The organism is Streptomyces sp. NBC_00353 (assembly GCF_036108815.1).
In the GTDB taxonomy this organism is placed as follows: Bacteria; Actinomycetota; Actinomycetes; order Streptomycetales; family Streptomycetaceae; genus Streptomyces.
The window spans coordinates 2,555,877-2,579,336 of the sequence record NZ_CP107985.1; the positions used below are offsets into that span (position 1 = coordinate 2,555,877).

The following is a 23,460-nucleotide window of genomic DNA, read 5'->3' on the forward strand; positions in this document are numbered from 1 at the left end:
TTGCCGCCGAGGAGCTCGCCCGGCGCGGGTCAGGCCGTCGAGTCCAGTCGCAGGGTTATCCAGTTCGACTTGACGAGTTTGGGGCAGCCGCACCGCCGGTGCCTGAAACCTCTGCGACAGAGAGGAAAGCGACACCTCAAAGCCTCTCATCGGTGTGCCGCTCACCGGGTAGGCCGTGAACCTGCCATTCGCGAGGCGTCATACCGTAAGCCGCGCGGAAGACACGGCTGAAGTGGCTGGGGCTCACAAAACCCCAGCGCCGGGCCACGGCCGCCACCCCGACACTCACGGCTGCGGGCCGCAGAAGGTCCCTGCGGCATCGCTCCAGGCGCTGCATCCGGATCCAGCCGCCCACCGTGGCTCCCTCGAGCTCGAACAACTTGTGCAAGTAGCGAACCGACATGAAGTGCGCTGCGGCGATCGTGGAGGGTGACAGGTCGGGGTCGGAAAGGTTTCGCATGATGTGGTCCTTCACCCGCACAAGTGTGGCTGCGGCGAGCTCCGGAGCCTGGGAAGTGAAGCGACCGCGCCGCTCGTCGATCAAGAGTGCCAGCAGGTCGAGCCCCGTGGCGGCGAACTGACGGCCGACGGCGGCGTCGAAACCCGCTGCTTCGCGCGCCATGCGCTCGAAATAGGTTGCCACCAGTGCAGCACTTCCCGTGTCACTGGAGAAGGCTGTCGCAGTCAGCGCCCGCAGATCCTCGTCCCGCACGTGAAGCTCTTCCCGGGGGAAGTGGAAGGAGGTGAAACAAAATTCGCTCTGGAGTTTCTTCCTGAACAGGCGAGAGGAATCGGATATGGAGAATTCGCGCGGCTTTATCACAGATTCTCGGCCGTCCTGCTCCTTTATTGCGGTACCTCGCCCCTGGAGACTGAGAATAAGAAATCTTTGACCATCCCGGGCGATGAGGCGTTTGCTGCGCGTCACCATTTGCGGTCCTGCCTGGACACGCGAGACCCCCAGGACGCCGAGCTGATTGCTGACAATCATTCCAGGCGACGGTTCCTTCTCAAGGAGGTTGACGTCGAGCGGTATGAAGGTGCGCGACACCGCTTCGTGCCAGCACTCCACCCGGTCGGAGGAGGACAACTGCGACGTGGAAAGGGCGGTGGACACGAGGCTTCCCCCAGGGGCATCTTGATCGACCGGCGGTGAGCGCCGCGGTACGGGCCCTGACGATGTCACCACTCCGCCGCTGCGTCGTCCAGGAAGAATCGGAGGAAGAATTCGCGGCGCAAAACCTCCTTGCGCAAAGGCTGTGAGTGTCCGAATGAACGTGAAGCCGATCAGCACGAGCGCCACACCTGGCTGAGCCCATGTCCTCGGTGGAGGTAAGCACAGAGGGGCAACCGCGGAGCACGAACAGGCAAGGCTGGCCGGCCGGGCTCCCCCTAGCGTTTCGAGCAGGCCCGCCGCCTCAGGCTGTGAGGCCATCCACCCTTCCCACCCTCTGCTCTGAGGAGCTTGCTGTGCCCAGCTCTGCCACCCCGACCGTCGTTCTGGTTCACGGCGCCTTCGCCGACGCCTCGAGTTTCGCCCGTGTCATCCCTGAGCTCACCGCCCGGGGCCTGAACGTGGTGGCTCCGGCGGTCCCCAACCGCAGTCTGCTCGGAGACGCCGAATACATCGCCTCGGTCGTGCGCCAGGTACCCGGACCGGTCGTCCTGGTCGGTCACTCCTACGGGGGCGCCGTCATCACCGTGGCCGGCGCGGAGGACAACGTCCAGGCACTGGTATACGTGGCGGGCTACGCCCTGGAAGAAGGGGAAAGCCTGGGTGAGCTGCAGGGCCGGTTCCCGGACTCCGATCTCGCCAACGTGCTTGTGTACACGCCCTTCCCGGTCGAGGGCTCCAGTGAGCCCGGCACCGACGTCTCTGTCCGGCCCGACGCCTTCCCGGACGTCTTCGCGGCCGATGTCGACCGCGACCTCGCGACCGTCCTCGCTGTGTCCCAACGCCCGCTGGCAGCGTTGGCGTTCGCGGAGAAGGCTCCCGTCGCGGCATGGCGGACGAAGCCTTCCTGGGGGCTGGTGTGCTCCTCCGACCACACCATCAACCCTGACGTGGAGCGCTATGGCTACCGCCGGGCCGGCATGACCACCGCCGAGGTCGATTCCTCCCACCTGGTCATGCTTGCCCATCCCAAGCGCGTCGCGGAGTTCATCCACAAGGCCGTCACAGCCTGCATTCACTGACGACCCTGCCAGCCGGTTGCCCGTACCACCGGTGCCCGCAACCGGCCGTGCACCGTGTCCGACGCACGCAACTCGCCGGTCCTTATCACCGCCCAACCGGGAACGGACCACCCACCAAGGCGTAGGAGAAGCACACCGTGAACACACCCATGACCCGCCGCAGCGCCACCGTCACCCTGCTCGCAGGCGCGGGCGCCGCAGTTCTGGGAGTCCCCACCGCCTCCGCGGCCCAGTCCCCGGCCATCCACAAGCCACTCGGCTCACCGCCTCACCCGGCCGCACCCACCGTTGTCCTGATCCACGGCGCATTCGCCGACGCCTCCAGCTGGAGTGCCGTGGTCAACCTCCTCCAGCGTGAGGGCCACCCCGTCCTTGCCCCCGCCCTACCGTTGCGTGGGCTCGCCGAAGACGCCGCCTACATAAGCAGCTTCCTTGAGAGCGTTCCAGGACCCGTCGTGCTGGTCGGCCACTCCTACGGAGGTGCGGTCATCAGCCACGCCGCAAGCGGAAATCCCCGGGTCAAGGCGCTGGTCTACATCGCGGCCTTCGTGCCCGAGGTGGGGGAAAGCGCTCTGGATCTCACCAGCAAATTTCCCGGCAGCACCTTGGCGCAGGCCACCACCACCCAGTTCTATCCGCTGCCGGGCGGCGGTCGCGGCGAGGAACTGCTCATCAAGCAGGCCCTCTTCCGCAAACAGTTCGCCGCGGGGGTCCCGGTCGACATCGCTCAGGTGATGGCCGTGGGTCAGCGGCCGGTCGCCGTGAAGGCTCTGCAGGAGAAGGCCACCGCCGCGGCCTGGAAGGCCATTCCGAGCTGGTGCCTCGTGGCAACGCAGGACCGCAACATTCCTCCTGCCGCCGAACAGTGGATGGCCGATCGCGCCCGTGCCCACACGGTGCGGGTTGTCGCCCCCCATGCCGCTGCGGTGAGCGCACCCGGCGCCGTCGCGAAGCTAATCCTGCGTGCCGTCCACGCCATCCGCTGAGTAGACCTTCTGGTCGCAGGCAACGTGCCCTGGCGGCCACTGTCGGTTACCTGTCGGCTGGGATCAACCGCCCCTGACAACCTTTCCCGATTCTCGAACAAGCCAGCCGAGGACATTCCGCGAAGGGGCTCGCCCATGCCAAGGACACCCAAGTACCTGGAACGGCTCAGGCCCTTGAGCCGGCTGTGGGACTGGCAGCACTTCGCTGCCTGCAGCGGCATGGACAGCTCTGTGTTGTTCTCGCCCAGTGGCGAGCGCGGCCGGCGGCGCAGGGAGCGCGAAGAGCGGGCCCGCCGTGTATGCGACACCTGCGTGGTCTGGCAGGAATGTGCACGCATGGCGCTCGACACCCGTGAGCAGTACGGCGTATGGGGTGGCCTGTCGGAGGCGGACCGAGTCCGCATGCTCTGACGGCCCCCGAACCGTACTCCGCGCGTCGGCATCACCCAGCACGACAGCTCGGGATGTGGTTCCCGGCAACTACAACGTCACCAGCTCTTTCACCCGGCACAGTGGCCGGGCCAACGGGAATATGCGGAGGATCTTGTCATGAGCGATGCCGAGCAGACCAACAGCCGACACCACGGACACGTACGGAACATCGTCGAACGGATCAGCGAGCACCACGACCACGCCGCGCGGCAGCGCGAGGAGAATGAAATGGCCGAGGCGGTCGGTGGGGCCGCTTTCGACCTGGGTGCCGATATCGGACATCCGGGGGTGCCGCACAGTGCGGTCGGCTACAACGTCGACGCCGATCTCGGCACCGAGGAACCGCCGGAGCTGCGCTCCTAGAAGGCCGATGAAGATCTTGGGTTCTGGTCCTGCCGCGTGAGCGGCGGGACCAGACTTGTTGTGTGGCGAAGGGGGAGAGGTGGTCGGCGATCTCTCCCTCCAAGGCGGACTCCAGCACACGCTTGGTCAGCTGCTGCAGCAGTCCGCCCTCACCGGTCAACTGGAGCCCGCTCGACCGGCCGGACCTCTTCAACCGCCTCAGCAGAGGCAGTTACGTCGCTCATCAGGTGTTCTCCTTGATCGGGAGTTACACCGTCCGTTTTGCGGTCCCGGTCCGGCCGGTGCTCTGACGCAGGCCCAATCCGCCTATCTCCGTGCGGAATTCAGCGGAGGTGTACTCGCTGCCGCAGTCGCTGTGCGCCATGCAGCCGCCCTCCAGACCGCCTCGACCGTGCGCCATCCGCAGCGCGTCGACCACCAGGGCAGCACGCTGGTGGCCGGCCATCGCTTACCCCCGAACACCTCGTGGGTAGCCAGGTCCAACCAGCACGCCAGATACAGCCAGCCATCCCCCGGTGGCCGGGTAGGTAATGTCGCCGACCAGCCGGGTGCCGGGCCGGACGGCGGTGAAGTCCCGCCCGGTCAGGTCGGGCGCCGGCCCGGCCTGCCGGTCGGGACGGGTCAGCGAACGCCGCCGCCGGCGTGTGCCACCTGCGATCCCGCGTTCCTGCATGATCCGCTCCACCCGCTTGCGGTTGACCGGCCGGCCCAGCCCGCGCAGCTCGGCGTGCACCCGCGGCACACCATAAGCGCCATTCGACGCCAGATGAACCACCGTGATCTCGTGAACCAGGACCTCCTCCGCCCGCGCAGGCACGGACCGGGCCTGCTCGACCTCCAACCGGGCGTAGAACGGAGAGCGGACCACGCCCAGGACGCGACACAGCAGGGCCACCGGACAGACGGCCTCCTCAGCGCCGATGAACCGGTAGACCACTTCGCTCACCGATCGCTGTCCGTCGCGAAGAAGGCCGCCGCTTTTTCAAGATCTCGATCGTCTTCTGCTACTTGGCGTTCTGCCGACGCAACCGCTTGAGCTCCTCGCGCTCGGCGCTGGTCACCTCGCCGGTCCCGCCCTCACCGCGGTCGATCCGATCACGCTTGACCCAGCTCAGCAGGCTCTCCGGGCTCACCCCGAGATCCCGCGCGGCCTCCGTGATCGTCTTGTCGAAGGAGTAGGCCAACGCCACCGCGTCCCGCTTGAACTCCTCCGAATACCGCTTCGTGTACTCACTACCCACCTGGCACTACTTCCGACCGCGCGGCTCAGGTCGGCGGCGGCGCCCAGGGGGCATCGGGTGTCGCCAGACGGTAGGTGGTCACCGTGGTGACCAGGAGCAGCAGCAGGGTCAGTCCGAGGGCCGCCGCCAACTGCCCGTGCAGGACGAGTTGTGCGCCGACAAGCGCGCCGAGGAACATCGCCAGGACCGCCAGGACCCGTCGGCCGGGCCGTGGTGCCGCGCCTCCGGCCAGGGTGGAATCGGCTGCGAGTCCGGTCAGGGTGAGGGTGAGCACGGTGGTGGTCATGTCGGGGACGCCGAGGCGCCGGGCAACGGCGTTCTGCAGCCCCATGCCCAGGCCCAGCAGCACGATCAGGGTGTACTGGACCGCTGTGGTGACGCGGTTGTCGGTGACGAGGGCGGTGATGGTGGCCGCGGCGACCAAGGCCGTTTGGGTTCCGGTGGATATGGCCAGCAGTCGCCCGCGATGGGCCGCCAGTCGGACGCCGAGCCGGCCTCCGGCGAGTGCGCCGGCCAGGAATGCCGCCAGTGACACGATGGATGCCAGGGCGGACAACCCCTGGGCTCCGGCCAGCGCGAAGCCAAGGAAGACCACGTTGCCCGTCATGTTGGCGACGAAGACATGTCCGAGTCCAAGGTAGGTCACGGCATCGATCACGCCGGTGACCACGGTCAGCGTCAGCATCAGCGGTGGCAGCGGGCCGTGCCGGTCGGCACGGGGCGGCATGAGGGTGCGGGCCGCGTCAGTCAGAAGTGCGCGCATCGACTGTCGTCCTCTCGTCTGTAAGCGGGCGGTGCATGATGGCGCGAGTGAGCAGGCCGCTCGCCAGGCCGAGAGCGATCGCCGTGACCGACAGCCACACCGGATAGGAGTTCAGGCCGACCGCGTGGTCGGCGGACCAGCGGCCGGGGCCCGTGAGGGACAGCGCCCCGGTGACGACGACCAGTACCAGGGGGTACTCGTAGCCGTCGTTCTGCACCCACAGCCCGTGCCGCCACTTGACGGTGATCGCGACGGTCATCACACCGATGGCGACCATGGCCGCCATCGGTGTGAGTGCCCCGAACACCAGGAACAGGCCCGAACCGATCTGGCCGGTACCGGCCGCCAGTGCGGTGAGCGAGCCACCGCGAAACCCGTCGCGGCGGAACTCCTCGGTTCCTCCTGCCAGACCATGGCCTCCGAGACGGAAGCTCACCTTCTGCACTCCGTGGCCGGCTATGAGAAGGCCCACCACCAACCGGAGGATCAGCAGTCCGGTGTCCATTGTGTGTCGTTCCTGTTCCTGGGTCTCAGTCCTGTGTCGGGAGGGGGTCAGCCGGCGGCGTGGGCGCCGATGACGGCCTGCGCATAGACGATTCCCAGGCCGTAGGCGCCGCCGTGTTCCTTCACCACGTCGGTAACCGGCCCGTACGTCTCCGTACGGGCCCAGTCCCGCTGCAGCTCGAGCAGCACCTGCACCCAGGTCACCGGAACGGCACCGGCCTGAACCATGCGCTGGACGGCGTGTTCGTGGGCCTGCGGGCTGACACCGCCGGACGCGTCGGTCACCACGTAGACCTCGTAGCCCTGGCAAAGGGCGGAGAGCGTGGGCAGAACGACGCAGACCTCGGTCCACAGACCGGCGATGACGAGCTTCTTGCGACCGGTCGCCTTGACGGCCTCGACGAAGGCGACGTCCTCCCACGCATTCATCGTGGTGCGGTCGATGATCTTGTGGTCGGGGAAGACGGCGGGCAGTTGCGGCATGATCGGGCCGGAGAAGGACTCGGCGGCCACGGTGCTCAGAACGACGGGGACATCGAAGACCTTGGCGGCCTTCGCCAGGCCCACGGTCGCGTTGACGATCGCGGTGCGGTCGCCGCTGCCGGTGCCGAAGAACATCTGCGGCTGGTGGTCCACGAACAGCACCGCGCAGTTGTCGGCGGTGAGCAGGTCAGGGCTGGGGCCCGCGGTGACCTCGGCGATGTCGACCATGAGGGTAGAACCTTTCCATGAGTGGTGACGCGGACTGCTGTCCGCGCCGCGGCAGGAACCGTCCTGTGGACGGAGCCTTGGGGGTGGCCCGGGGAGGGGCGGCTGAAGTGCCTGGCTCCCCCCAGGGAGTTCAGAGGGTGAAGCAGGGGTCGAAGAACGTGCCTGCGGTTTCCGGGGCGAGGCCGCGATGTGCCCGCCACTGACGGTGCTGCTCCGACTCCGCGACGGCCTCGCTGATCGACTCCGCCTGGCGAACGCCCGGCAGGCCTGCCCGGGGGGTGGCCTGGTAGCCGCCGAAGTGCGCCACGGGGCTCCAGGTGGGGCTGATGGAGGGCAGCTCCTCGTCGAGGCCCTCGTACTCGGCGGCGGCGTGCACGATCCGGCCCCCGACGACGGTCAGCACCGACTCAATGTGCGGGATGTCCTGCTCCGGCACGGCGAAGTAGTCGTGGGACAGGACCGCCAGGTCGCCGAAGAAGCCGGGCCGCAAGACGCCCTTGACGTCCTCCTCGCCGGTCAGGGCGGCACCGGCCCTGGTGTACATGGCCAGTGCGGTTTCCCGATCGACCCGGTTCTGCGGCGGCCGGAGGGCCGGGCCGCCGAGCGTCCGACCGGTGACCAGCCAGTGCAGGGCGACCCAGGGGTTGTAGGTGGACACCCGGGTGGCGTCGGTGCCGGCACCGACGGTGAGCCCGCGCTCCAGCATGGCTCGCACCGGCGGGGCCTCCGCGGCGGCGCCGGGGCCGTACCTCCGGGTGAACGCCTCGCCCTGGAACGACATCCGGTTCTGCACGGACATCGCCCCGCCGAGGGCCGCGACGCGGTCGAGGCTGTCCCGGGAGACGGTCTCCGCGTGGTCGAACAGCCACCTGTTTCCGGACGGGAACAGCCCCTCCGCGGCGAGCTTCTCGAACACCGCCAGGTCTCGTCTGATGGTCTCGTCATAAGTCGCGTGCAGGCGGAAGCCCCAACCGTGCTCCATGAGGAGGCGGACCGCCTTCTCGAACGCGGCCTCGTAGTCGCCGCTCAGTTCGGGGCGCGGCTCGGCGAAGTTCTCGAAGTCGGCGGCGGCCCAGGTCAGGTTCTCACCGGCGCCGTTCAGCCGCAGCCACTCGTCCCCGTCCTCGGGGCGGACCATCTCGATCCAGCGGGCGAGGTCGTCGAGTTCCTGGCCGGGGGTCTGCGGGAACAGGTGGTAGGCGATGCGCAGCGACAGCCGACCCTCCTTGGCCAGCTCAGTCACCGTGCCGTAGTTGTCGGGGAAGTTCTGGAAGCCTCCGGCGGCGTCGATCGCGGAGGTCAGCCCGAATCGGTTCAGCTCGCGCAGGAAGTGCCGGGTGGAGGTCTTTTTGTCCTCACCCTCCAGCGTCGGAGCCTTAGCGAGAGTGGAGTAGAGGATCAGTGCGCTCGGGGCGGCCAGGAGCATGCCGTTGGGCTCGCCGTTCCTGCCGCGTACGATCTGGCCGCCCTTGGGGTCGGGGGTGTCCTTGGTGTAGCCGACGGCCTGGAGCGCCGCCCGGTTCAGGATCGCCGCCTGGTACAGGTGAAGGACGAACACGGGAGTGTCCGGTGCGGCTGCGTTCAGCTCGGCGGGGGTGGGCAGCCGCCGTTCGGCGAACTGCTCGGCGGACCATCCGCCCACCACACGCACCCACTGGCCCTTGGGGGTCCGGGCCGCTTGCTCGCGGAGCATCGCCAGGCCCTGGCGCAGCGATGTCACGCCGTCCCAGCGCAGTTCGAGGACGTAGTTCAGGCCTCCTCGGATCACGTGCAGGTGGGCGTCGTTGAGGCCGGGGACCACGCGCCGGCCGAGGGCGTCGACGACAGTGGTGGCGGGGCCGACAAAGGGAGCGACGTCCGTGTCGTCGCCCACGATCGTGACGCGGCCGTCGCGGATGGCGAGAGCTCCGGCGTGAGGGCGACTGCTGTCTCCGGTGTAGATCTTTGCATTGCGGACGATTACGTCGGCGGCATCGTCGGCGGCGCGGGGAATCAACCCGCCGACCGGCATTGTAGGCACCTCGAAAGACTCCAAATGACGATTGCGGATTCCGAGTGAAAGGCCGGGTTCCGTCATGCGTGGACGGTCGTGGCGGCCGAGTGGGCGATGGAGGAAGGGCAGGACCGATCCTCACTCGAAGTACGTTAGGACTCCCCGGCATTGGCGTGTTGCCTGGCAGTGCACTGCTTTCTGCCCGGAGGTGCACTGGGGGTGCGACGCATCTGCTTTATTGCGCTGTGAGAACAGATGCAGTGCACCGGCGGGAAAAGTATGTCCACCGGCGGTCCTAGGGTCACCTCAGGAGCCGGCTGTTTCCGGTCGCTTCCCCTCATGCACGGCGGCGTCCCAGCCGTTGCCCCGGGCTACACAACGGGTGGGTCCGTTTCGAGCCTTACCGCCAGGGCTGCCGGCCCCCGAAATCGACCGAAAGGAGACTCGTGCCCACGCCCGCAGTGGTGGAGATCTCTCGATGGCAATTCGCCATCACCGCAGTGTTTCATATGAGCTTCCCCGCACTGACTGTCGGACTCTCCCTCTTCCTGTCGGTGATGTACACGGTCTACGTCAGGACCGAGAATCCGCTGTACCTTCAGATATTTCGTTTCTGGAAGAAGATATTCGCGGTCGGATTCGGCCTCGGCGTGGTCGCCGGAACCGTCATGACCTTCGAATTCGGTCTCAACTGGGGAAGTTACGCCCATGCTGTCGGGCCGATCCTCGGTGTCACGATCGGCATGGAGGTCATCACAGCCTTCTTTCTGGAGGCCGGGTTCATCGGCATCTTGCTGTACGGCGACGGAAGGGTGCGCCCCCGCACCATGGCGTTCGCCTGCTGGATGATCGTCGTCGGCACCCTGCTGTCCACGACATGGATCCTGTCGGCCAACAGCTGGATGCAGGATCCCGTGGGCTTCACCGAGGTCAAGGGCCAGTTCTGGGCGAGCGACTGGTGGCACGTGCTGTTCAACCCGGCGTTCTCCTACAGGTACCCGCACATCCTGCTTGCCGTACTGATCAGCGCCTGCTGGTTCATCGGCGGGATCGCCGCCTGGTACCTGGTCAAGCAGCGGGCGCTTCCTTTCGCACGCCGCACCCTGTCCATCGCCCTCGGAGTGCTGGCCATCCTGATGCCCGTACAGCTGTATGTGGGGGACGCGACCGCTGCGTTCATGGGCGCGCACCAGCCAGCGAAGCTCCAGGCCTTCGAGGGCAACTGGAAGACCGACAACAACGGCTACAACCTGCTCGTGGTGCCGAACACGGACAAGGGCGAGAACGAGCTCCATGTCGAAATACCTCACCTGGGCGCCGTCATCGGCAAGGATCTGACCGGTAAGGCGAACGTCCCCGGTCTGCTGCAGACGCCGAAGGACGATCGCCCCAACATGTGGTCGGCTTTTTACGGCTTCCGGGCGATGTACTTCACCGCCCTGGCGATGTTCGCCATGGCCTTCGCCGGAGTGGTACTGCGGCTGCGCGGCAGGCTGTACACCGCCCGGCGGTTCCACCGGCTGATGGTCTGGATGGCCCCCGCCGGTGTCATAGCGATCAGCGGCGGCTGGATCACGGCGGAGACCGGCCGCCAGCCCTGGGTCGTCTACGGCCTGATCCGCACCAGTGACGCCGTCTCCCATCTCTCCCTCGGCGCGGCGATCGCCAGCCTCATCGGCTTCGTCGGCGTCTACGCGCTGCTGCTTGGGCTGTGGATCCGCTACATCGTCCGCACAGTGCGGACCGGCCCCGAATACCTGGTGGCGGACGTTGGTCCCATCGTCAACCGGTCCGAGGTAAACCATGCTTGAGTACACGTCATACGCCTTGGTCCTGTTCGCGCTCGGTGCCTATCTGCTGCTCGACGGCTACGACCTGGGCATCGGCATCCTGAGCCTGTTCGACCGCAGCGACCGGCGGCGCAAGGAGTACAACGAGCTGATCGCCACCGCCTGGGACGCCAACGAGAGTTGGCTCATTCTGGCCGGGGTGGCGTTGTGGGCGGGCCTGCCCGGTGTCTACGCCACCGTGCTGCCCGGCGTCTACCTGCCGCTCGTGGTCATGCTGCTGGCCTTCGTGCTGCGCGGCGCGGCCATCGAGCTGCAGAGCGCCGCCCCCGGCTACCTGCGCGGCTGGGGGCTCGTCTTCGGGCTCTCCTCCCTGGTGGCCTCGCTGTGCCAGGGGCTCGTGGCCGGAGCCGTTCTGTCCGGACTGCCCCATCGCGGTGGGGTGTTCACCGGGGACACCTTCGACTGGTTCACGCCGTACAGCGTGCTTTGTGCCCTCGGGCTGGCGGCCGTGCATCTGCTGGCCGGCGCCGCATGGCTGCAGGACAAGACCGTGGGGACCGCCCACCACCGGGCGGGCCTGCTGGGTCGGCCGCTGCTTCTGACAGTCGCGGCGGCCGGCGTGGTCCTGGCGCTCGGGCTCTCGCTCGCCGACCCGCAGCGCTTCCGTTTTGACGAGCCGCTCCGCACAACCTTGTTCGGCCTGGCCGTGGCCGCCGCCATGGTCTGCGGGGCCATCGCGTGGTACGGCTTCGGCCGCCGACCCGACTGGCGTCCGTTCGCCGCCGTGGCCGGTGTGGAGGCGGCGGGCCTGCTCGCGCTCGTGGCCGCCACCGCGCCCGTCGTCGTCCCGCCCAACCTGACCGTGCACGCCGCGGCCAGCCCGCACGGTTCGCAGCTGTTCCTGCTCATCGGGGTGGGCGGATGCATGCCGGTAGTCCTGGCGTACAACATCTACGCGTGGTGGGTCTTCCGCGGGAAGTTCACCCAGCCGGCGGCCCTCACCGACCAGTCACCGGCCCTCACCGACTCCGTCGGCCCGTCCGACATCACCGCCGCCGAGGAGCACACCGCTGACGCGCCAGTGTCGCGTGCACCAGGCGACGGTCCGCGTGCGGCCGTCGTCGTCAGGCGCGTGCTAGTGACGCTCCTCGCCGTTGCCGCGGCGGCCGTCTCGCAGGACATCTTCGGCGGCGTGGCCACGTGGATCGATCCGACTGGGATCGCGGTGTTCTCTGTCACCGCACTCGCCGTATGGATTCGATCCGACCGCCGCTCCGCATCCGCCGGCGAATTCGACCTCCGGGCAGCCGAACGATGAACGACATCTCCGACCAACTCGCCAGGCTGAGCCGCGACGACGACGGTCAGCAACAGACAGCCCGGCTACTCACCACATGGGCGTCCGTCGGCGAACCGGCGTTCCGGCGAGCAGGCACCCTGCGCGGGCTCGCGGCCACGGGCCATGTCCTGTGGGCCGCGGGCCTGGGCTGGGCGGCCCAGGCCGCACTGCGGTCCCAGCACGGGGGCGTGGCGCTGGCTCCGGTGCTCAGCAGTGCGGCTATGGTCGCCGCCGGGCTGCTGCTGCGCGGGCTCCTGCTCGTGGTGGCCGACCGGGTGGCCGACGACGGAGCGGCCGCGGTCCAAGACCATCTGCGCGCCCGACTGCTCCGGGCCGCGCTGCCCACGACGGGCGCGCCGTCCGAGGAGGTGTCAGACGCCGCTCTCGGCGAGGCACTCGACAGCGAGGTGGGCCGGCTGGCCGGGTGGCTGACGACCTACGTCCCCGCCCGGCGGTCGATGCTGCTGGGAAGCGGCATCGTGCTGGCCTCCATCGCGGTCGGCAGTTGGGCTGTCGCACTGGTGCTGGCGCTGGCTACCCCGCTGTTGCCCGTCAACCTCAAGGTCATCGGCATGGGTACCCGCGCCGCCGTGCACGCCCAGCTCACTGCCACGCGGACACTGAGCACCCGCCTGCTGGACCGCCTGCGCGGGCTGCCCACGCTCGTCGGCCTGGGAGCCGGCGAGGAGGCGGTGCGCGCCACCGAGGCCGACGACCGGGAACTGGCCGCGCGTACCCGCACCGTCCTGCGGGTCGCCTTCCTCTCGACCGCCTGGATCGAGCTCCTCGTCACCGTGGCCATGGCCGTCGTCGCCACGTACTGCGGCCTCGCCCTGCTCGGTTACCTGGACCTGCCGGTGGTGCCATCCACCATGAGCCTGGGTACCGCACTGTTCGTGCTCGTCCTGACCCCGGTGTACTTCGCCCCCGCCCGGGAGCTCGCCCGCGGCTACCACGCCCGCGCCGAGGCCGCCGCGGCGGCCGAACTGATCGCGGAGATCATCGACGCGGCTCCGGACGCACAGGCTGGTGGTCCCGTGACCGACGTGCCCGTCGTTCGTCGTCCGAGTCGACCCAGCCCGGTTGGTGTCATCCTGGAGGCAGTAGGGGTGCGGTACCCGGGCCGGGACGAGGCCGCCCTGGACGACGTCACCCTGACGGTGCGCCCGGGTTCGGTCCTGGCCATCAGCGGGCCCAGCGGCTCGGGCAAGACCACCCTGCTCTCCGTGGCGGCGGGCCTGCGCGCCCCGGATCGCGGGCGGTGCCTGCACATCGTGGGTTCCGGCACCCGGCCAGCCTCCCCGGCCGCCACAGCATGGGCTGGCCAGCCCGCCTACCTCCTCCCGGGCACACTGCGGGACAACCTGCTGCTGGCGCGGCCCGACGCCGACGCCGATGAGCAACTGACCGCGGCGTTCGCCTCCTTGGGCTTCGAGGACCTGCTGGCCACACTGCCCCAAGGCCTGGCGACCCAGATCGGGGAGCGCGGCTGGGGGCTGTCCTCGGGGCAGATGCAGCAACTGGTGCTGGTCCGCGTACTGCTCCACAATTCTCCGCTGCTGTGCCTGGACGAACCCACCGCACATCTGGACCCGGACGGCGAGGCCCGCGTCATCGCCGCCATACGGACGCTCGCGCGCAGCCGCACCGTGGTCGTCACCACACACAGTCCCGCGCTGCTCGACGTCGCCGACGACGTCGTGCAGTTGAGCCGGGGACGGCTGACCGAGACCGGGAGAACGCTGTGAACGCATTCAAGCTGCTGTGGACGGCGGCAGATCGCCGCACACGACGCGACCTGCTGCGCGCGGTCGCGCTCGCCGGGACGGCCGAACTGTGCGCCGCCGGTTTGCTGGGAGTGTCCGGCTGGTTCCTGACCGCCTGCGCGGTGGTCACCGCACAGGCGAACACCACCTGGTCGTGGATGTACCCCTCGGGTGCCGTCCGCGCTCTCGCCCTGAGCCGCACCGGTCTGCGGTACGCGGAACGCCTGGTCAGCCATGGAGCCCTGCTGAGCGCGACCGTCTCGCTTCGCTCCCGGCTGGTCCACGCCGCGACCACCGTGCCGGCGCGCGAACTGCGGAACGGACGCGACGGCGCCCTGATGGCCCGACTCACCGACGATGTGGAAGCGGTGGGCGGGATACCCGCCCAGGTTGTTCCGCCGCTGGCCGGGATCGGCCTGACGGCCACCGTCGTCGTCGCTCTGCTGCTGGTGGCCAGTCCTCTGGCAGGCACCGCCGAACTGGTGCTGCTCGCGGTCTCGGCGGCCACGGCAGTGGCCGCCGACCGGCGAACCCGCGAGCACCAGCGGGCGGTCGCAACTGCCCGCGCCACCGCCCGCACCGCGCTGCTCAGCGCGCGCTCTGCGCTCCCCGAACTGCGCTGCCTGGGCGCGGTCGACGTGGTGCGCGACCAGGTCACGCGATCGGTTGACCAGTCCCGGCGCGCGGAGGCAGCGGTCGCCGTGGTGACGCGCCGGGCCCGGCTGCTGCTGCGGCTACTGGCCATAGCGGGCCAGACAGCGGTTCTGCTCCTGGCGCTGTCCGGTCCCGTGTTCACCCAGCCTGCCGCCGACGCCGTCGGCGAGGTGCTACTGGTGGCGGCCGCGTACGAACTGATGGAGACCCTTCCCCAAGTGCTCCGCGACCACGGCCTGGCCGCCGATGCCACGCTGCGGCTGGGGGATCTGGCGAACCGCGCGTTCCGAACGGGCCAACGCCCCGCGCTCCCGACGACGACCCCAGGGCCGACGCGAACCCTGGTAGCCCGCAGGATTCCCGTGGGTGTCGCCGACGACCGCACCAGCTGGTCGGCAGTGATCGGACACCGTGACGTCATCGTCGTCACCGGGCCCAACGGCAGCGGGAAGAGCACCCTGCTGGAGACTCTCGCCGGACGGATCGCCCCCGCAGCTCCTGGGTCGGTGCTGCTCGCCGGTGCGCCCGTCGACTCCCTGCCCGCCAGTGTGATCGCAGATACGCTCACCCTTGTCGAGGCGGAAGACTGGATCGCCGACGCGACCGTCGCCGAGAACCTCCGGCAGGCCGCCCCCGGCGCGGACAACGACACACTCCGGGCCGCGCTGGCGGCCGCCGCCCTGCAACAGCTCCCCCTCCACACCCCCACGGGCCCGCTGGGCAGCGCGCTGTCGCAGGGCCAGCGACGCCGCCTGGTGATCGCCAGGGCAGTGCTGCGGTCACCGGCGGTCCTGCTGCTCGACGAACCGACGACTGGCCTCGACGACCGCACCGCGGTGCAGATGCTGACGTGTGTCCGCCGCGCCCTGCCGGACAGCGCCCTGGTCATCGCCCTACCGGACCGGCACCACGAACTGATTCCTTTCACCGCCACCCACACCCTGCGGCTGCAACCGAGCGCCCGACAACCACTGAGCGCCCGGAGCTAGGGAGACGCACAGCCCCCATTCACGGCGCACCGCAGCCGGTATGCCACCCGAACGAACAACAGGACCGGAGATATGGACGCCACCGAAACCAGCGCTCTGCGACGGGTAGCCGTCGCCGTCGCCCACCACCGACCAGGACTACCGGATCGAGATCCGGACCGGCCAACACACTGACCGCGGACGAGCCCGAGGCCCTGGGCGGCGCAGACACCGGCCCGACGCCCTGTGGCCTGCTGTTGTCCGCCCTCGGCTCGTGCACCGCCATCACGCTGCGGATGTACGCGCAGCTCAAGGGCTGGCCGCTCAGCGGCCTCCGACTGTGCGTGGCCTATGAGAAGACTCCGGCGACCGGATCGCCCTGACCTGGGAGCTGGACGACCCGCAGCGTGCCCGGCTCCTGGACGTCGCCGAACGCATCCGGTCACCCTGGCTGTGCGGGCAGGGGTGCCGATCGAGACCAACGAGGACCGGCAATGAAGCGACCGACCGTCAGCCCTCCTGGCTCCGACGGACGCCGATCGCCGTGACAACGCCCAGAACCACCAGCAGGACTCCCGTGGCCAGAGCCGTGGCACGGTGACCAAGAAGACGGCCGCCGGGACGGCGACCATGGCACCGGCTGCCTGCGGAAAGACGTCGATGCGGTGAGTGATCCGGTTGGCATTCACCGCCAGGCCGGCCACCGACGCGAAGATCAGGTAGTGACCGTAAGCCCACAGCCCACAGAAACCTTCTGTCGGGGGCCCGATGCGTGGTGGCCAGCAGGGTGTGGGGCGGGCCGGGCGAAGTACAGCCACCACATGGCAAAGACCATGAGCAGGCCGCCTGCGGCCACTGCACGAAGTGCTCCGGTGTCGCGGTGCTCGTCGAAGGCGGCGCGGACAGCGGCCGTGGTAGAGGCGACGGACTCGCCGAGCACGATGCGCATGAACGGTTCGTAGCGCTCGGCGATGTGATGCGGATGCCACGGCGTCATCCCCGCGGACTGCGCCCATATCGGGACGGAGATTTCCGCCACCACCAGCGCCGCGATGCTCGGTAGGTGAGTCCGGTCCGGGAGGAACAGCAGTCCCACCCAGCCGACCTGGCACATCAGCACCCCGTAGGCGAACCGCAGTGTGGTCCTGCGCCGAACGGCGTCGGCCCGCGAGGCGCGCAGCCACAGCCCCGCTAGCGAGATGCGCATCACGACGTACCCCAGCGTGATCACGCTCAGGTCGTTTCCGTCGAACGCCCGTTGCATACCGGCCGCGAGGATCAGCGATCCGGTGATCCGGTGATCCGGTGATCCGGACAAACATCGTCAATCGGTACGGGATCTTGTCCGAGCCGTAGGCCGAAGCGAACCAGGTAGTTCATCCACGCCCACCACACGCTGAAGAACACGATCGCGAAGTGCAAGTGGCCCGCCGCCCAGTGCCTCGGTCACCGTGGCGTGCAGGCTCAGTGATGCCTGGCCCACGGCGACCACTGAGCACAGGTCGAAGAGAAGAGCAGTTCCAGCGACGTCGCGACCCGGTGCTTCTCACCCGGTTTGCGGGCCCCTCATCGCCCGCCGTCATGCTTCACCGTCCGGGTGGGCCATCGCGCGCCGCTCAGCCCAGGGCCGCGAGGGCGGCTTCGATGGTGCGGTGGAAGGTGGGGTAGGCATAAATCATGTTCCGCAGCCGCTCGACCGGTACCTCCGCGTGGACGGCGACCCCTAGTCCGAACAGCACCTCGCCTCCCGCGGGCCCGACGGAGGTGGCGCCGACCAGGACGCCGCGGTCGGCGTCCTGGACCAGCTTGACGAATCCCTCGTTGCCCGCCTTGTGGATCCAGCCACGGGTGGAGGAGGACAGCGGGAGTAGGCTGGTTCGCACCCGCAGGCCCCGGTCGCGGGCCTGCCGCTCGGTGAGCCCCACCGCGCCGATCTCCGGGTCTGTGAAGACGACACGGGGTAGCGCCCGGTAGTCGGCGTCCGGACCGGGAATTTCGAGGATGTCCTGGACCGCGATCTGCGCCTGGTACATCGACACATGGGTGAAGGCGCCCCGGCCGGTGATGTCGCCAACCGCCCACAGGCCGTCGCCGGCCCGCATCCGTCCGTCGGTGTCCACCACAGCGGCCGCCGGGTCGATGCCGACTGTGTCCACGCCCAGCGCGGCCAGTTCGACGCTGCGCCCGGTAGCGATCAGCAGCCGCTCCGCGCCGACCGCCTCTCCGGTGTCGAGGTGGACGGTGAACGCTGCGCCGTCGTGACTCACCCGCTCGGCACGAACGGCCGTCAGTACGGTGACTCCCTCCCCCCGCAGGACCTCCGCTGCAAGCCGCCCGGCCTCCGGCTCCTCCGCCGACAGCAGCCGTTCCTGGCCTTCGACGACCGTGACACGGCACCCGAACCGAGCGAAGACCTGAGCGATCTCCACACCGATGCTCCCGCCGCCCAACACGGCCAACGATGCAGGCAGTTTTTTCGCTGCCACGGCGTCCCGGTTGGTCCAGTACGGGGTGCCGGCCAGACCCGGCACTGGGGGGATCCGCGGTCGGCCGCCGGTGGCCAGGACCACGCCCCGCCGGGCCCGGAAGGTGCGGCCGCCGACGGTGACCCGGCGCGGCCCGGTCAGCCGCCCGGTGCCACGAACCAGCCGCCCTCCCTTTCCGGTCAGACGGTCGGCGGCCACCTGGTCGTTCCAGTCGTCGGTGGCCTCGTCCCGGATGCGGCCGGCGACCTGGCTCCAGTCCGGACGGACGGAGGCCTCCCCTGCCAGGCCCGAGACGCGGCGGGCCTCGGCAAGCAGGTTGCCTGCGCGGATCATCATCTTGCTAGGCACACAACCCCAGTACGGGCACTCGCCTCCGACCAGTTCGGCCTCCACCGCGACCACATCCAGCCCAGCCTCGGCCAACCTGCCCGCGACGTACTCCCCACCCGGCCCCAGCCCTACCACGATCACGTCCGTCTGCTCGCTCATAGCCATCCCCTCCTCAGCGCCGTCTCGCGTCTCTGCGGCCGACAGATCGCGCTCCGACCGTAGGTCTCCGCGGCAGCGGCAGCGCGTCTACCAGCGCACGAGGCCTTGCCCACCTACGCACCGCAGAAAGCACGCACCACCGAGGAACTGCCATGCGCGGCCGGGCACGTCCGCATGCGTTCCGGGGCAACGCGAGCCCCCGCCACCGGCCTAGCGTCGCCTTCCGCATGCACACGCAACGTAGGAGGCACATCGCATGAGCACGCACACCACCGCCAGCAGCAGCCAGCCATGGCTGCACCAGAAGGGTGAGGTCATCCAGGAGTTCGGCACGGTCAAGTAGTTCCCGATCGGGCTGTGCTACGACGCGCGCATATACGCCTGCCAGCGGCTCAACCAGGTGCTGGCCGATACTCAGATCCTCTACGCCCTCTACAAGAAGCGCGGGCGGTGTGGCCGTGGGCGATCCCCGGCACGTCGTCGAGATCACCTCCGTCCCGCGGCTGCCGAACGGCGTGGAGGAGATACCGGCCATGCTGTCACGGCTGCTGGAGGCCCACGAGACGATCCTCGTCCAGGCGCACGACGCCGCCGCCCGGGTCGCTGAGCTGGGCGACGACGGGACCAACGACCTACTGGTCTCTCAGGTGATCCGCACGGGTGAACTGCAGGCCTGGTTCTTGGCCGAGCACCTGGTCGTCACACCGCTGGTCCGCGCCTGTCATGGCCTCGGAGGTCGCGGTCCGGCTGCCGTCATTCGGGCGCCCGCGCGTCCTGGGTGTTCAGTCCAGCCGCAGGTCGGCGAGCTGCTGCTCGAACGGCACCACCTCGTCGTCGAGCCCGAGGGCCCTCGACGCCCCGGAGACGGCCCGGCCGCCCGAGATCATCCCCGCGAGCTCGCCGCCCGCGCGCCGGATCCGGGACGGCAGCCCCTCGGTGTACTCGTCGCCGGACGAGCCCCAGTCCTCCGACGCCGCGTACACGGATGTCGGTACGACGGTGGCCCGCAGGTATGCGAAGAGCGGCCGCATCGCGTGCTCCAGGACGAGCGAGTGCCGGGCGGTGCCGCCGGTCGCCGCGATCAGGACGGGCTTGCCGGTCAGCGCCGTGTGGTCGATCAGGTCGAAGAACGACTTGAACAGACCGCTGTACGAGGCGGTGAAGACCGGCGACACGGCTATCAGGCCGTCCGCCGCCGCCACCGCGTCGATCGCCTCGTCCAGCGCGTGCGGCGGGAAACCCGTCACCAGGTGATTCGCGATGTCGACGGCCAGATCGCGCAGCTCGATCACCCGGATCTCGACCGACCTGTCCTGCTCGGTGGCCAGCCGCTCCCGGGCGGCCGCCGCCAGCCGGTCGGCCAGCAGCCGGGTCGACGACGGCTGACTCAGTCCGGCGGAGACGGCGACGATCTTCAGAGCCTCGGTCTGCATGGTGGGTCAGATCTCCTTCGTGCGGGCGACGACGGCCGGGTGGACGGGTGCGGAGTCGGGCACTCCGGCCGGCCGCAGGTTGGCGAACTCCTTGCGCAGCACCGGGACGACCTCCTCGCCGAGGATGTCGAGCTGCTCCAGGACCGTCTTCAGCGGGAGTCCCGCGTGGTCCATCAGGAAGAGCTGGCGCTGGTAGTCGCCCACGGCGTCACGGAACGACAGGGTCCGCTCGATGACCTCCTGCGGGGAGCCGACGGTCAGCGGCGTCTGCTGCGAGAAGTCCTCCAGGGACGGGCCGTGCCCGTAGACCGGCGCGTTGTCGAAGTACGGGCGGAACTCGCGTACCGCGTCCTGCGAGTTCTTCCGCATGAACACCTGGCCGCCGAGGCCCACGATGGCCTGCTCGGCGGTGCCGTGCCCGTAGTGCGCGTACCGCTGGCGGTAGAGGTTCACCATCTTCTTGGTGTGCTCGATGGGCCAGAAGATGTTGTTGTGGAAGAAGCCGTCGCCGTAGTACGCGGCCTGCTCGGCGATCTCCGGGGAGCGGATCGAGCCGTGCCAGACGAACGGCGGGACGCCGTCCAGCGGGCGCGGGGTCGCGGTGAACGACTGCAGCGGCGTGCGGAACTTGCCCGCCCAGTCGACGACGTCCTCACGCCACAGCTTGTGCAGCAGCGCGTAGTTCTCGACGGCGAGCGGGATGCCCTGGCGGATGTCCTTGCCGAACCACGGGTAGACCGGACCGGTGTTGCCGCGACCCATCATCAGGTCGACACGGCCGTCCGCGAGGTGCTGGAGCGTCGCGTAGTCCTCGGCGATCTTCACCGGGTCGTTGGTGGTGATGAGGGTGGTGGACGTGGACAGGATCAGGTTCTCGGTGCGGGCGGCGATGTAGCCGAGCGTGGTCGTCGGCGAGGACGGGACGAACGGCGGGTTGTGGTGCTCGCCGGTCGCGAAGACGTCGAGGCCCACCTCCTCGGCCTTCAGCGCGATCGCGAGAGTCGCCTTGATCCGCTCGTGCTCGGTCGGTGTCCTACCGGTCGTGGGGTCGGTGGTGACGTCTCCGACGGTGAAGATCCCGAACTGCATATGGGCTACTCCCTGTTGTTGCGAATACGGCCGCGCAACCACTCAGGTGGGCGACCGCCCGACAGACGCTTGTCTGCCGCGGCTGGACTGACGGCGAGCCTAGGCTGGGCGCTGGGCGATCAAATGACCGTGCGTGCACGGCTCCCAGTCCCGGAGCGACTGGCGCGGAATGTCTTCCACGGAGACTCGATCGCCGCGGAAGCGCTGCCTGCGTGGGTCCCGTCGCTCGGGGTCACGAGGAGAAGCCGCGGGAGTCCTGGCCCGCAGCAGCAGAGCCTCCGGGCCTGCTGAGGAAGAGGCATGCTCGCGTTCGAGGGCGCGGACCGTGCCGGAAACGGCGGACTGGACCACCTGCGAAGGTGCCCTGGCGGCCCTGAAGTGACCGTCTCATGACCGCGTCTGCCCTTCGTGCCACCCTGTCTGCCTCATGTAGGTGTCCGCTGGCCGCACACGAAAGAGACTGCGCGGGCGTACCTGTAAGACGCCCGCGCAGTCTCTTTTGCCGTGCACTCAGCTCGTGGCGCGTACCGCGTCGCGGATGAGGTCGGCGACCTCCTTCGGCTGGGAGAGCGCGACCGCGTGCGATGCGGCCTCGACCTCGACGATGGTTGCACCTGCGCGCTTCGCGGCGAAGCGCTGCACCTCCGGGTCTATGCCCCGGTCCGCACCGGCCACGAGCGCCCAGGACGGCTTTGCCTTCCACGCGGCCGCCGAGGCTGTCTCCGTGAAGGCGGAGGCGGCGAGCGGACGCTGCGACACAGCCAGCACCTTGGTGACGTCAGGGGGCACATCGGCGGCGAAAACCGACGGGAAGGCCTCCCGGACAATGGTGAGTTCGACGGCCGGGTCGCCGTCTGCGACGGGGTAGTCCCACTGCTTCAAGCTGCCGACCAACGGCGTGTCGGGGAAGCGGCCTTGCAGTTGGGCCATGCTCTCGCCCTCTTCGAGTACGTAGGCCGCCACGTAGACCAGCCCGACAACGTTCTCCGTCATGCCGGCCACAGTGATGAGCGCACCGCCGTACGAGTGGCCCACCAGCACGACGGGACCTTCGATCTGGGCGGCCACGGACACCAGGTACGCGGCGTCGGAAGCAAGGCCGCGCAGCGGGTTCGCCGGAGCCACGACGGGAATGCCGTCACTCTGTAGTTCGGCGACGACCCCGGACCAGCTGGACGCGTCGGCGAACGCGCCGTGTACGAGGACCACCGTGGGAGTGGATGTGCTCATGTCCGCTCTCCTCGGTCGTCAACGGGAATGCAGCGCAGTACGCAGCGTGCGGACAGCCATGGTGATGGCGGCCTCGGCGGCGTGGGTCTCGCGCAGGGCGTTGAGCATCACGAAGTCATGGATGATTCCCTGGAAGCGCACGGCAGTGACCGCGACGCCTGCCTCACGGAGCTTGTTGGCGTAGGCCTCACCCTCGTCCCGCAGCACGTCGGCCTCGCCCGTGATCACGAGGGCGGGGGGCAGACCCGTGAGCTGGTCGGTGGTGGCGCGCAGCGGAGACGCGGTGATCTCGGCGCGCTGCTTCTCGTCGGTGGTGTACTGATCCCAGAACCACTGCATGCCGTCGCGGCGGAGGAAGTAGCCCTCGGCGAACTGGTGGTACGAGCCCGTGTCGAAGTTCGCGTCAGTGACCGGGTAGAAGAGCACCTGCTGGACCAGCGGGATATCCCCGCGTTCCTTGGCCATCAAGGTCAGCGCGGCGGTCATGTTGCCGCCGACCGAGTCCCCGGCCACGGCCAGCCTGGAAGCGTCCAGCCCCTTGGACGCGCCCTGCTCCACGACCCACTGCGCCACCGCGTAGTTCTGCTCGATGGCGACCGGGTAGCGGGCTTCGGGAGAGAGGTCGTACTCGGGGAAAACGACGGCCGCGCCGGCCCCGACGGCAAGCTCGCGCACCAGACGGTCGTGCGTGTGGGCGTTGCCGAACACCCAGCCGGCACCATGGATGTAGAGGATTACCGGCAGCGAACCTTCGGCACCGGCAGGCTTGACGATGCGAGCCCGGACGCTGCCCGTCGGGCCGCCCGAAACGGTGATCCACTCTTCGTCGACGGCCGGCTTCTCGATGTCGCCGGCCTGCACCTCGTCGACGGCCTTGCGGCCCTCCGCCGGGGCGAGATCGAACAGATACGGGGGGTTGGCGGTGGCCTCTGCGAAAGCGGCTGCCGCCGGTTCCAGTATCGGCTGGACCGGCACTGCGGCATTGGACATGGGTTTTCTCCTGAGGTCTTGTCCGGACCGCCGGGCG

The 23,460-nt window shown here is 69.0% G+C and carries 22 protein-coding genes and 2 pseudogenes; 10 read left to right on the forward strand and 14 right to left on the reverse strand.

Annotated features, from left to right (window positions below; all coding sequences use genetic code 11):
• Positions 1 to 136: 136 nt before the first annotated feature.
• A complete protein-coding gene (locus tag OHA88_RS11770) occupies positions 137 to 1,117 on the reverse strand; it encodes a helix-turn-helix domain-containing protein (RefSeq protein ID WP_328625455.1) in 981 nt (326 codons plus the stop codon).
• A 353-nt stretch (positions 1,118 to 1,470) separates the two neighbouring features.
• Here OHA88_RS11770 and OHA88_RS11775 point away from each other — a divergent pair, with 353 nt between their 5' ends.
• The 4 genes from OHA88_RS11775 (at position 1,471) to OHA88_RS11790 (ending at position 3,977) form a co-directional block, all read left to right on the forward strand.
• Positions 1,471 to 2,196, forward strand: coding sequence for an alpha/beta fold hydrolase (locus OHA88_RS11775; RefSeq protein WP_328625456.1), 726 nt, complete (start codon positions 1,471 to 1,473; stop codon positions 2,194 to 2,196).
• A gap of 149 nt (positions 2,197 to 2,345) precedes the next feature.
• A complete protein-coding gene (locus OHA88_RS11780; RefSeq protein ID WP_328629661.1) occupies positions 2,346 to 3,182 on the forward strand; it encodes an alpha/beta fold hydrolase in 837 nt (278 codons plus the stop codon).
• A 135-nt stretch (positions 3,183 to 3,317) separates the two neighbouring features.
• Positions 3,318 to 3,593, forward strand: a complete 276-nt coding sequence (locus OHA88_RS11785) for a WhiB family transcriptional regulator (RefSeq protein ID WP_328625457.1) — start codon at positions 3,318 to 3,320, stop codon at positions 3,591 to 3,593.
• Positions 3,594 to 3,731: 138 nt separating this feature from the next.
• Complete coding sequence (locus tag OHA88_RS11790) at positions 3,732 to 3,977, forward strand: hypothetical protein (RefSeq protein ID WP_328629962.1); 246 nt, start codon at positions 3,732 to 3,734, stop codon at positions 3,975 to 3,977.
• Between the two features lie 76 nt (positions 3,978 to 4,053).
• On the opposite strand, the pseudogene OHA88_RS44600 reads toward OHA88_RS11790, so the two are convergent.
• From OHA88_RS44600 to OHA88_RS11820, 7 genes and pseudogenes are all read right to left on the reverse strand, one after another.
• Positions 4,054 to 4,149, reverse strand: a pseudogene (locus OHA88_RS44600) (transposase); the annotation flags it as partial.
• A 276-nt stretch (positions 4,150 to 4,425) separates the two neighbouring features.
• A complete protein-coding gene (locus tag OHA88_RS11795) occupies positions 4,426 to 4,923 on the reverse strand; it encodes an IS3 family transposase (RefSeq protein WP_328625458.1) in 498 nt (165 codons plus the stop codon).
• Positions 4,924 to 4,981: 58 nt separating this feature from the next.
• Positions 4,982 to 5,218 carry a transposase gene (locus tag OHA88_RS11800; protein ID WP_328625459.1) on the reverse strand — a complete coding sequence of 79 codons (237 nt, stop codon included), beginning with the start codon at positions 5,216 to 5,218 and terminating at the stop codon, positions 4,982 to 4,984.
• A gap of 25 nt (positions 5,219 to 5,243) precedes the next feature.
• Complete coding sequence (locus OHA88_RS11805) at positions 5,244 to 5,981, reverse strand: YoaK family protein (protein WP_328625460.1); 738 nt, start codon at positions 5,979 to 5,981, stop codon at positions 5,244 to 5,246.
• Positions 5,962 to 6,486, reverse strand: a complete 525-nt coding sequence (locus OHA88_RS11810) for a DoxX family protein (protein WP_328625461.1) — start codon at positions 6,484 to 6,486, stop codon at positions 5,962 to 5,964. The genes OHA88_RS11805 and OHA88_RS11810 overlap by 20 nt, the downstream gene beginning before the upstream one ends.
• A gap of 47 nt (positions 6,487 to 6,533) precedes the next feature.
• Entirely contained in the window at positions 6,534 to 7,196 is a 663-nt protein-coding gene (locus tag OHA88_RS11815; RefSeq protein ID WP_328625462.1) for a hydrolase, read from the reverse strand.
• 130 nt (positions 7,197 to 7,326) lie between these two features.
• On the reverse strand, positions 7,327 to 9,207 hold the full coding sequence (locus OHA88_RS11820) for an amidohydrolase (protein WP_328629662.1): 1,881 nt from the start codon (positions 9,205 to 9,207) through the stop codon (positions 7,327 to 7,329).
• A gap of 428 nt (positions 9,208 to 9,635) precedes the next feature.
• Between OHA88_RS11820 and OHA88_RS11825 the strand changes: the two genes are divergently transcribed.
• The 5 genes from OHA88_RS11825 (at position 9,636) to OHA88_RS44605 (ending at position 16,089) form a co-directional block, all read left to right on the forward strand.
• Complete coding sequence (locus tag OHA88_RS11825; protein ID WP_328625463.1) at positions 9,636 to 11,000, forward strand: cytochrome ubiquinol oxidase subunit I; 1,365 nt, start codon at positions 9,636 to 9,638, stop codon at positions 10,998 to 11,000.
• Complete coding sequence (locus OHA88_RS11830; RefSeq protein WP_328625464.1) at positions 10,993 to 12,297, forward strand: cytochrome d ubiquinol oxidase subunit II; 1,305 nt, start codon at positions 10,993 to 10,995, stop codon at positions 12,295 to 12,297. Before OHA88_RS11825 ends, OHA88_RS11830 begins: the two co-directional genes overlap by 8 nt.
• Positions 12,294 to 14,066 carry an ABC transporter ATP-binding protein/permease gene (locus OHA88_RS11835; protein WP_328625465.1) on the forward strand — a complete coding sequence of 591 codons (1,773 nt, stop codon included), beginning with the start codon at positions 12,294 to 12,296 and terminating at the stop codon, positions 14,064 to 14,066. Before OHA88_RS11830 ends, OHA88_RS11835 begins: the two co-directional genes overlap by 4 nt.
• The gene (locus OHA88_RS11840; protein ID WP_328625466.1) at positions 14,063 to 15,727 is read left to right on the forward strand and encodes an ATP-binding cassette domain-containing protein; all 1,665 of its coding nucleotides are present in this window, start codon (positions 14,063 to 14,065) and stop codon (positions 15,725 to 15,727) included. Before OHA88_RS11835 ends, OHA88_RS11840 begins: the two co-directional genes overlap by 4 nt.
• A gap of 194 nt (positions 15,728 to 15,921) precedes the next feature.
• Positions 15,922 to 16,089, forward strand: coding sequence for an OsmC family protein (locus OHA88_RS44605; RefSeq protein WP_443044368.1), 168 nt, complete (start codon positions 15,922 to 15,924; stop codon positions 16,087 to 16,089).
• A 332-nt stretch (positions 16,090 to 16,421) separates the two neighbouring features.
• Here the strand turns inward: OHA88_RS44605 and OHA88_RS11845 are convergent, their stop codons facing one another.
• Positions 16,422 to 17,024: a low temperature requirement protein A gene (locus OHA88_RS11845; protein WP_328625467.1), complete on the reverse strand. Its 603-nt coding sequence runs from the start codon at positions 17,022 to 17,024 to the stop codon at positions 16,422 to 16,424.
• A gap of 298 nt (positions 17,025 to 17,322) precedes the next feature.
• Complete coding sequence (locus OHA88_RS11850; RefSeq protein WP_328625468.1) at positions 17,323 to 18,681, reverse strand: dihydrolipoyl dehydrogenase family protein; 1,359 nt, start codon at positions 18,679 to 18,681, stop codon at positions 17,323 to 17,325.
• 256 nt (positions 18,682 to 18,937) lie between these two features.
• On the opposite strand from OHA88_RS11850, the pseudogene OHA88_RS11855 reads away from it, so the two are divergent.
• Positions 18,938 to 19,400: pseudogene (locus OHA88_RS11855) on the forward strand (Dps family protein); the annotation flags it as partial.
• A 63-nt stretch (positions 19,401 to 19,463) separates the two neighbouring features.
• On the opposite strand, the gene OHA88_RS11860 reads toward OHA88_RS11855, so the two are convergent.
• From OHA88_RS11860 to OHA88_RS11875, 4 genes are all read right to left on the reverse strand, one after another.
• A complete protein-coding gene (locus tag OHA88_RS11860; RefSeq protein WP_328625469.1) occupies positions 19,464 to 20,114 on the reverse strand; it encodes an FMN reductase in 651 nt (216 codons plus the stop codon).
• 6 nt (positions 20,115 to 20,120) lie between these two features.
• On the reverse strand, positions 20,121 to 21,203 hold the full coding sequence (locus OHA88_RS11865) for an LLM class flavin-dependent oxidoreductase (protein WP_328625470.1): 1,083 nt from the start codon (positions 21,201 to 21,203) through the stop codon (positions 20,121 to 20,123).
• 510 nt (positions 21,204 to 21,713) lie between these two features.
• Entirely contained in the window at positions 21,714 to 22,433 is a 720-nt protein-coding gene (locus OHA88_RS11870) for an alpha/beta fold hydrolase (protein ID WP_328625471.1), read from the reverse strand.
• A gap of 18 nt (positions 22,434 to 22,451) precedes the next feature.
• Entirely contained in the window at positions 22,452 to 23,423 is a 972-nt protein-coding gene (locus OHA88_RS11875; RefSeq protein WP_328625472.1) for an alpha/beta hydrolase, read from the reverse strand.
• Positions 23,424 to 23,460 lie beyond the last annotated feature (37 nt).

What these genes read in the sequence shown, in the direction of transcription:
- OHA88_RS11805 (WP_328625460.1), bottom strand. Translation starts at nt 5,981, where the DNA reads ATGCGCGCACTTCTGACTGACGCGGCCCGCACCCTCATGCCGCCCCGT.
- OHA88_RS11780 (WP_328629661.1), top strand. Translation starts at nt 2,346, where the DNA reads ATGACCCGCCGCAGCGCCACCGTCACCCTGCTCGCAGGCGCGGGCGCC.
- OHA88_RS11860 (WP_328625469.1), bottom strand. Translation starts at nt 20,114, where the DNA reads ATGCAGACCGAGGCTCTGAAGATCGTCGCCGTCTCCGCCGGACTGAGT.
- OHA88_RS11790 (WP_328629962.1), top strand. Translation starts at nt 3,732, where the DNA reads ATGAGCGATGCCGAGCAGACCAACAGCCGACACCACGGACACGTACGG.
- OHA88_RS11835 (WP_328625465.1), top strand. Translation starts at nt 12,294, where the DNA reads ATGAACGACATCTCCGACCAACTCGCCAGGCTGAGCCGCGACGACGAC.
- OHA88_RS11785 (WP_328625457.1), top strand. Translation starts at nt 3,318, where the DNA reads ATGCCAAGGACACCCAAGTACCTGGAACGGCTCAGGCCCTTGAGCCGG.
- OHA88_RS11875 (WP_328625472.1), bottom strand. Translation starts at nt 23,423, where the DNA reads ATGTCCAATGCCGCAGTGCCGGTCCAGCCGATACTGGAACCGGCGGCA.
- OHA88_RS11865 (WP_328625470.1), bottom strand. Translation starts at nt 21,203, where the DNA reads ATGCAGTTCGGGATCTTCACCGTCGGAGACGTCACCACCGACCCCACG.
- OHA88_RS11870 (WP_328625471.1), bottom strand. Translation starts at nt 22,433, where the DNA reads ATGAGCACATCCACTCCCACGGTGGTCCTCGTACACGGCGCGTTCGCC.
- OHA88_RS11830 (WP_328625464.1), top strand. Translation starts at nt 10,993, where the DNA reads ATGCTTGAGTACACGTCATACGCCTTGGTCCTGTTCGCGCTCGGTGCC.
- OHA88_RS11850 (WP_328625468.1), bottom strand. Translation starts at nt 18,681, where the DNA reads ATGAGCGAGCAGACGGACGTGATCGTGGTAGGGCTGGGGCCGGGTGGG.
- OHA88_RS11815 (WP_328625462.1), bottom strand. Translation starts at nt 7,196, where the DNA reads ATGGTCGACATCGCCGAGGTCACCGCGGGCCCCAGCCCTGACCTGCTC.
- OHA88_RS11810 (WP_328625461.1), bottom strand. Translation starts at nt 6,486, where the DNA reads ATGGACACCGGACTGCTGATCCTCCGGTTGGTGGTGGGCCTTCTCATA.
- OHA88_RS11820 (WP_328629662.1), bottom strand. Translation starts at nt 9,207, where the DNA reads ATGCCGGTCGGCGGGTTGATTCCCCGCGCCGCCGACGATGCCGCCGAC.